The 7,431-nt window shown below is 48.7% G+C and carries 4 protein-coding genes; 2 read left to right on the top strand and 2 right to left on the bottom strand.

Features of this window, described 5'->3' with window-relative positions:
• The first annotated feature begins 603 nt into the window (after positions 1-603).
• The gene (locus ACR0K5_RS05750; RefSeq protein WP_480628739.1) at positions 604-4,206 is read left to right on the top strand and encodes a YobI family P-loop NTPase; all 3,603 of its coding nucleotides are present in this window, start codon (positions 604-606) and stop codon (positions 4,204-4,206) included.
• A gap of 334 nt (positions 4,207-4,540) precedes the next feature.
• Here the strand turns inward: ACR0K5_RS05750 and tnpC are convergent, their stop codons facing one another.
• On the bottom strand, positions 4,541-6,232 hold the full coding sequence (gene tnpC / locus ACR0K5_RS05745; RefSeq protein ID WP_480628738.1) for an IS66 family transposase: 1,692 nt from the start codon (positions 6,230-6,232) through the stop codon (positions 4,541-4,543).
• A 163-nt stretch (positions 6,233-6,395) separates the two neighbouring features.
• Complete coding sequence (locus ACR0K5_RS05740) at positions 6,396-6,686, bottom strand: helix-turn-helix domain-containing protein (protein WP_480628737.1); 291 nt, start codon at positions 6,684-6,686, stop codon at positions 6,396-6,398.
• Positions 6,687-6,881: 195 nt separating this feature from the next.
• Here ACR0K5_RS05740 and ACR0K5_RS05735 point away from each other — a divergent pair, with 195 nt between their 5' ends.
• Positions 6,882-7,382, top strand: a complete 501-nt coding sequence (locus ACR0K5_RS05735; RefSeq protein ID WP_480628736.1) for a hypothetical protein — start codon at positions 6,882-6,884, stop codon at positions 7,380-7,382.
• Positions 7,383-7,431 lie beyond the last annotated feature (49 nt).

The following is a 7,431-nucleotide window of genomic DNA, read 5'->3' as shown; positions in this document are numbered from 1 at the left end:
CCAACACAAAAACAACACGTTACGCGCCGACTCACGGCGGTGTTGCTATTTACGACACCCCCACCGGAAGCACTCTGGAAACAAGCGGATGCGCATACCCTATGCCCTATGGTGAACGCCCAACAGAGACTATTCGTAAGCATTGCAAGCGCACCCCAATCTGACTTCTTTCCGATCTGACTTACAACGCTTATGGTGGCGCTGCGCGCCACTAAGAAGCGCTGATAAATGCGTTCCGCGCAAGATGTACCTGTTGGAGCCGCCAGAAGCCGTTGTCCAGAGAGCTGGCTCGTACTTTGCTGAAATTAGTTGAATTGAAGACCTTGGGTGGTAAGGGCCACTAAGCAGACCTTCGCCGCTTACGTAGTACGTAGCGTTGCAGACGGCAGATTTGTACAGAAACCGGACTTAACAAAATTCGACTGCCGTCCCTAACCAGCCATTCAGCCACATTTTTCGAAACGTCCGCTTCGACGCTACCCTAGCCCATTCAATCCTGAACATCGTGGGATTAAAAAGGAGCGACGGTCCGTTTAAAGACATTCGCTGTCGCGGGCCTTTCCCGTGTTTTCGTCTCGCCAAGGCTGTGCTACTTGATCTTCCATGAAGACATTTTTTATCGCCCTAGCGCACTGGATTGCTAGGAGACTCATTGATTTCGCGGCCATTTTAGAACGGGTAGGCCTTTCCGGTGAAACTCAATCGAAATTTGTGAACCTAGCTCCAACCGACAAGGCCGACGAAGCCGGTGTTTATTCCGAAGCGCTTCATTTTGCTACTAGCGACGATAAGGTCAAAAATATTGCACTTACCGGCCCATATGGATCTGGTAAAAGCAGCGTAATCCAGTCTTACTTGACCAAGCATCAACCACGGGCTTTGCATATTTCTCTCGCCGCGTTCGTTCCGGACGAAGGTGTGGGCCGCAAAGAAGTGACGCGTCAAGAGATTGAAAGAAGCATCCTCCAGCAAATGCTTTATGGGGCCGACGCAAACAAGCTGCCTCTGTCGCGCTTCAAGAGAATTCAATCACCAGGTGCATGGTCGGTCATTACATCACTAATCATAGCTCTTGGTATCAGTTCACTATGGTACGTTTTTCATTACCGCGAAAGCGTACTTAGTGGATCTTTCTTCGTTCCATTCGCGCTAAGCAATTGGATAAATTTGGGTATTTTTGCTATTGCGTCCGTTTTTCTCTGGATGACGCTGCACCACTTTTACGTCGCGAGCTTTGGGGTATCACTCAAGAGTGTTTCGTTGAAAGACATAGAGATACGTCCTGCTGCCGACGATCAAGAGTCCATATTGAACCGTCACTTGGATGAAATAATCTACTTTTTTCAATCAACCGACTACGATCTGGTGGTCATAGAGGATCTAGATCGATTTAATGACGCAGAGATTTTTACGACACTGCGCGAAATAAACAAGCTTGTGAACGAAAACGCAGGTGTGAAGCGCACCATAAGATTTCTCTACGCTTTGCGCGACGACATGTTCGAAAACACGGATCGAACTAAGTTCTTCGAATTCATCATACCCGTTATTCCCATTATCAACACATCAAACTCGATTGACATGGTCTTGGAACAAGGAAGGAGGCTAGAACTCGACGAGCGACTTGATCGGCAGTTCCTGAGAGAAGTCTCTAGATACTTGAACGACCTACGGTTGATACAGAACATTTTCAATGAGTATGCTATTTATGTCGCCAATCTGGAAGCAGACGAACTCGATGCGAACAAACTTCTTGCGATCTTAATATACAAAAATGTTTATCCAAGAGACTTTGAGCAGTTACACCGAGGTGCGGGCAACCTGGCTGGGATTTTAAGCCGCCGAGACGAGCTCATAGCACACGGAGAGGCAATGTGCCGGGCTGAGATTGCTGAGCTCGAACAAGAAATTCGGATCGCTGAGGCTCAAACCCCTTCGGACTTGAAAGAGCTTCGCCAGATTTATGCTATGGCGCTCATTGAGCGGCTTCCAGAAAATGTCGCTAGTGTCGGTTCAAATTGGCAAACGCAAATCTCGCCAGCCAAGTTGGTCGACCACAAAGAATTCGAGCAGTTAATCGAACAAACGAACGTCGCATGCAAAATGCGGAATAACACCAATCACCATCACGACATTTCAGACCTTCAAAACGGAGTGAACCCTCAGAAATCCTACCTTCAGCGCAAGGAAGAAATTAATAGCAAGTCAGCCGAAAACATGAACAAGAGTCTGAGCCAGATTCGTGATCTACGTTCAAAGATTGCAACACTTCGCACGACTAAGCTTAACGAGCTTGTGCGATTGAACGCTACCCGTGTGCGGGACCTTTTCGAAGGTTTCGGGGAGAATGGAGAACTCGCCCGGTTTCTGGTCTTGGAAGGCCATCTCGACGATACCTACTACCAGTACACTTCACTCTTTCACTCGGGTCGCTTGTCGCCCAACGACAACAAGTTTCTGATCCAAATTAGGGCCTTCGTAACGCCTGAGCCAGGGTTTCCGATTGACAATCCCAGTGAGGTCATTGCGGCAATGCGAGAAGAGGACTTCCGGCAAAGCTATGTTCTGAACGTCAAGCTCGTCGATAGCCTGATGAGTGATCGGAGCCGCCATCCGGAACAAGTTCAGAAACTTTTTGAGTTTCTCTCATCCGAGTTCGAAAGCTGTGAAGGATTTTTCGAAGCCTATTATGCCAGCGGCAGCCATGTTGGGGGACTAATTTCGGGATTGGTCGACGCTTGGAAGGGGTTCGTCCCAGCCGCTATTGCTAGTCCGAAGAAAATCTCCCATGTAACTCAATTGATCGCGGAACTACCTAACAGCGCTCTTGAGTCGCTCGCACAGAACTTTGATGAGCTACCGGAATTTGTTTCAGAAAACCTCCCAGCGATCTTGGCACACTCACCTGAATTGGCTCCGGAACGCCTTCAATGCCTTGGCTTCGAGGTAAGAGATTTAGCCGCAATCAGGGAGCATCCTGAACTAGTACGCCTCATGTTTGAAAAAGGTAGGTACGAACTCACGATCGCGAATTTGGAATACGCTTACACTTCGGTTTTGGGCGAGAACGATCTCAAGGCACTGCGCGAGAAAAATTACACTACGATTCGTTCCACGAACGACCCAACCTTAGTGAAGCGGGTTGAGCAAGATTTTGATCTCTACTTGCGTAATATCCTCTTGGAGCTTCCCGAAAACTCAAAGGAGGATGCGTCGGCCATTCTTGACGTAGTTCGCCGGGAAGCCGTCGAACAAGATGTTCTTCGAGAATTTCTTGAAAGGCAGACTACTCTGCTGCCATCCCTAGAAGACGTACCGGTGAAGTTGCACACAATGCTTTTCAAGTTGCTCGCTATCGAACCATCTTGGGTGAATTGCCTTACTTTCATGGGAGGCGAAGGGTTCGAAGCGAAAATCTTGGTCGAGTATCTTAATCAAGACGATGTCCGCTCATCTATATTGAAACATCCAATACCGGACGACTCGGACTCAAAGAAGCTGCGTCTTTTCCTCGTTCAGGCAGGCTCATTGTCTGATGCGGCATACAAAGAATACGTTCACTCACTGCCCAATCAATTTAAGTTTCTTCCTGAAGGCCTTGAGCCATCCAAGCTTAGAATCCTAATAGATGAAGAAAAAATCACCTTTACTACTGACATTTTGGAAGCGCTTTCTGAACATAGAGACCTACAAGTACTTTTCGTCGCCACCAATATCGACGCATATTTGGCTGATCCAGACAGCTTTTCGCTCGACGACGATTTCCGAGAAAATCTTCTTCGGTCAAGAATTGAAAACGTAGCCAAGCAAGAGATAGTAAAATTGATGGACCTGACGGCGCTCGCAGGTCTCCCCGAGCGATCAGCACTCATTGGTCCCATAATCAACGACGCTGACGTAAAAACATTCAACCTTGATGGGACAATTGCACAATCCTTGGTAGAGCAAACTAGCCCCATAGCGACGAAAATATCACTCTTCAACAAATGTCATTCTTTCATGACAAATGATGAGGTGCGTCAAGTCTTGTCTAAATTACCGAGGCCATTTTCCGAGATAAAAACGGGTTACGGCATCCCAAGGTTGGAGAACAATCCCGATAATCAAGACTTGGTTAAATGGCTCGATTCAAGAGACATAATCTCGTCATGGAGCGAAGGCAGCTTCTTTTCCAACGACATAAGAGTGAATCTCTACCGGAGTTAGTTGGCGTCAAGCACACCGCGCAGTGTTTTCACTATATTGGGTTATTCGTCTCAAAGATGTCGCCCTAGTGAACTCTATGACGCGCGAAAGCGGGAACTCGTGATCCCACAGGGCAGTTCGACTTCCCGCCCGGTCTATGGATTAGGCATGTCTGCTTCGGGCGGCAGCTTACCAATAACACCTGTAGAATTCAAATGGCGAGTAATGGCCGCTAAGGGCTCACAGTACACTCAAGTTGATGGCGGAAAGAGAAATACCTTTCGCTCCATAGCGAATTGCCTGTCCGGCATGTGTCGGACAGGTTTAGCGCGAGATCAAAATGCCTAGGACTCTTTTATTTTTTTGTTTTGCGACCGCGTGGGTAGTTCCAAGGTAACAATTTTCGATATTCCGCTCGCGGCAGTTTCCTGGCCATCTGCTCAAACACCCAGGTGAAATATGCATAAGGCTCCACGTTGTTGAGCTTACAGGTTTCGATCAGGCTGGCAATGACCGCCCAATTGTTGCCTCCAGTTTCCGAGCCAGCAAATAGCGCATTCTTGCGAAGAAGCGCGATCGGGCGGATGACGTTTTCGACTGGATTGTTATCCAGTTCCACCCGACCATCCCGCAGAAACTCGCAAAGCCCAGGGAAAAGCTTGAGTGTATAGTTTATCGCACCAGCCAGCGTGGATTTACCTGCGACTGTTGGTTTGAGTTGTCTCAGTGTTCGCTCGATACGATCCACTATTTTTGCGCTACGTTCTTTGCGTATTTGCAAACGGTACTCAGCGGGATTTTCCTTGACGCGTCGTTCAATTCTGTAAAGCGCTCTGATCATTGCAATGATCTTGTGCGCCTCTGGCGAACCAGTCGCTTTGCGGACGTCAAAGAACTTTCTACGCACATGCGCCCAGCAATTGGCTAGAACAAGCGGTCCTCCTTTACGATGGTCAGACGCTAACCGATGATATGCGCTGAATCCATCCACTTGCAGGCAACCAGAAAAGCCATCCAGGATTTCTTCTGCTTCGTTACCACCCCTAGTCTGCCGGTATTCAAAAATGACTCCTGGATGTTCATTGCCCAGCCAGCGACGGTCATCACGGCAAAGCGCCCAAGCCCAGCAGGTCTTTGTCTTTCCGTTGCCGGGCAACAATTGCGGTATTCGTGTTTCATCCATGAAGAGCTTTGAGCTCGACAGGAGATCTTCTTTAAGCAGGTCATACACAGGTTGGAGCGCTTCAACTGCTCGAGTCGTCAAGCGTGACATCGTTGAGTCCGCGATTTGAACACCAGATCTCAGAAATATCTGCTGCTGACGATAGTTCGGTAAGAAATCCGCAAATTTGCCGACAAGAATCCCAGCGACGAGGCTGTCATCATATTTCGAGGACTCAAATATACGAGGTGTGGCTTTCGCCTGGCGGAACCTGTCACAACAACGGCACACATATTTTGGGCGGCTTTCTTCAATCACGAAGACTTCAGAGGGTTTGTATCCCAAGCGCTCGGTAGTCTCTTCGCCGATTTTGCGCATCGAACCACCGCATTCGCATAGGGAGCCACCGTCGGGTTCGATAGTCTTCGGAACACGACGCAAAAAATCAGGCACGTCAAGCTTTTGCCGTCCACGTTTTCCGCGTGGTTTCTTTGATTTCTTAGCTTGCTCTGCCGCATCGCCGCCAGATTTCGTTGGCGGCTTGCCTTCGGATTCTTCATCCTTCTCCGCAACATCAGGATCGCCGTCCTCATCCGATGCCCCGTCATCTTTCTCGCTTGAAGGTCCAAACAGCATGCTTCTGAACTTGGTGTTCGCTGCCTTTAACCTGCGGTTTTCAGCTTTTAGAACTTTCTCCTTGGCGCTGGCCGTGGATAGTCTCGCTTCATGCTCAACGAGCTTGTTTTCGAATTCGGCATCACGGCGAAGATCGGCCGCAGCGATTTCCAACGCCAGAGCTGACACGAACAGCTCCGGGTGGCTCGCAAGCTGCGAGCTCCAGGTTTGAATTTCCTGCACTTTCATCCCTTTCAGTGCTTTGGGCACAATTTTTCCGTGTGCACCCTGCAAATCGGGTGCACTGCTTGACTTTTGGGGATTGGAATGGGATGAAGATGCTAGATCGTGATCAACGATTTCGAGGTCTGGCGGGGTGCTAAATCTGCCGGGCCTCGATCATTTCAGAGCCCTGTTTATCGAAATCAGTTGCTCATTTTGGACCTCCGGCATCGTCAGGCTCGGAAAAGAACTCAGGCCATAGCTCAACTACGCTTACAGAAAGCGCGGCAGCAATGGCCTGTTGGATCCGCTTGGATTTAGCCACCCCCATCGAGACAGAGGACATAGTGGAGTTTTTCACGCCCAACTCTCGACCCAGCGCAGCCAACGATGTGCCTGCCAATCTTAGGCCGCTCTTCACGTATTCATGACGTTCCAATCTTAAGCGGTCATCCTCTGACAACTCTGAGTGGGTTTTGCGCAGCGCAGCAAATTTGCTCATGGATTCGTTCGACTTACAGGGTGTTGAATTCTTGTTCTACGGCATTTTGTTACGAATCATCGCGAAGTCAGTCAAACTTAAAAGCTAAAGAAATTCATATTCTTATCGCATTTTTGCTTGGAAATCTCTGAGAACTATACTTTGGTTGGCTCGAACCAAATTTCGAGCATTTATGCGACAAGAAGCCGACGGATTATGGTAGGAATTCTGATGGGTTCAAACCCAACGCGAACTGAAGTGCGTGAAGTTATGGAGGCTCACTTAGGGGAGCCCTCTAAGTACATGAGTGAAGGAGGGCAACAGGTGCCGCTAGAGGCGGTCGTAATCGTAATTGAGCTTGAGCGTACCGGATCACTAAAGCACGTTAGAACCATTGGCCCCAAGATGACCGTCAAGGCTATGCTTCAGTTTCTGGAAGACATCGGATTTAGCTTTGAACGATTGCTGAGTGATCAGCATGAAGAGTTCGGAAGTGTTCCAAAGCTCTGTCAGATACACGGCTTAGGTCACAAACGGGTAAGGCAAATCTTAAGTAGCGCTGGAGTTCAGTTGAAAAGGGGAAAGCCGGCAGAAAGTGTATCCGATCAGAAACTGCTCAGCTCTTACTACGAATTGGACAAGAACTTCTCCCAAGTGGCGCGTCGACACAAACTGCACAGAACGACTGTCAGTCGCCGGTTAAAACATTACCTTTAAAGAAGTCGACATTTCACTTTGTTGGGATCTGCAGGATCGGTGACGTGAC

The sequence above is a fragment of the Ruegeria sp. AB9 genome, from assembly GCF_056542585.1.
The sequence above is the reverse complement of the archived record's forward strand: the minus strand, read 5'-3'. Positions and strand labels throughout refer to the sequence as shown.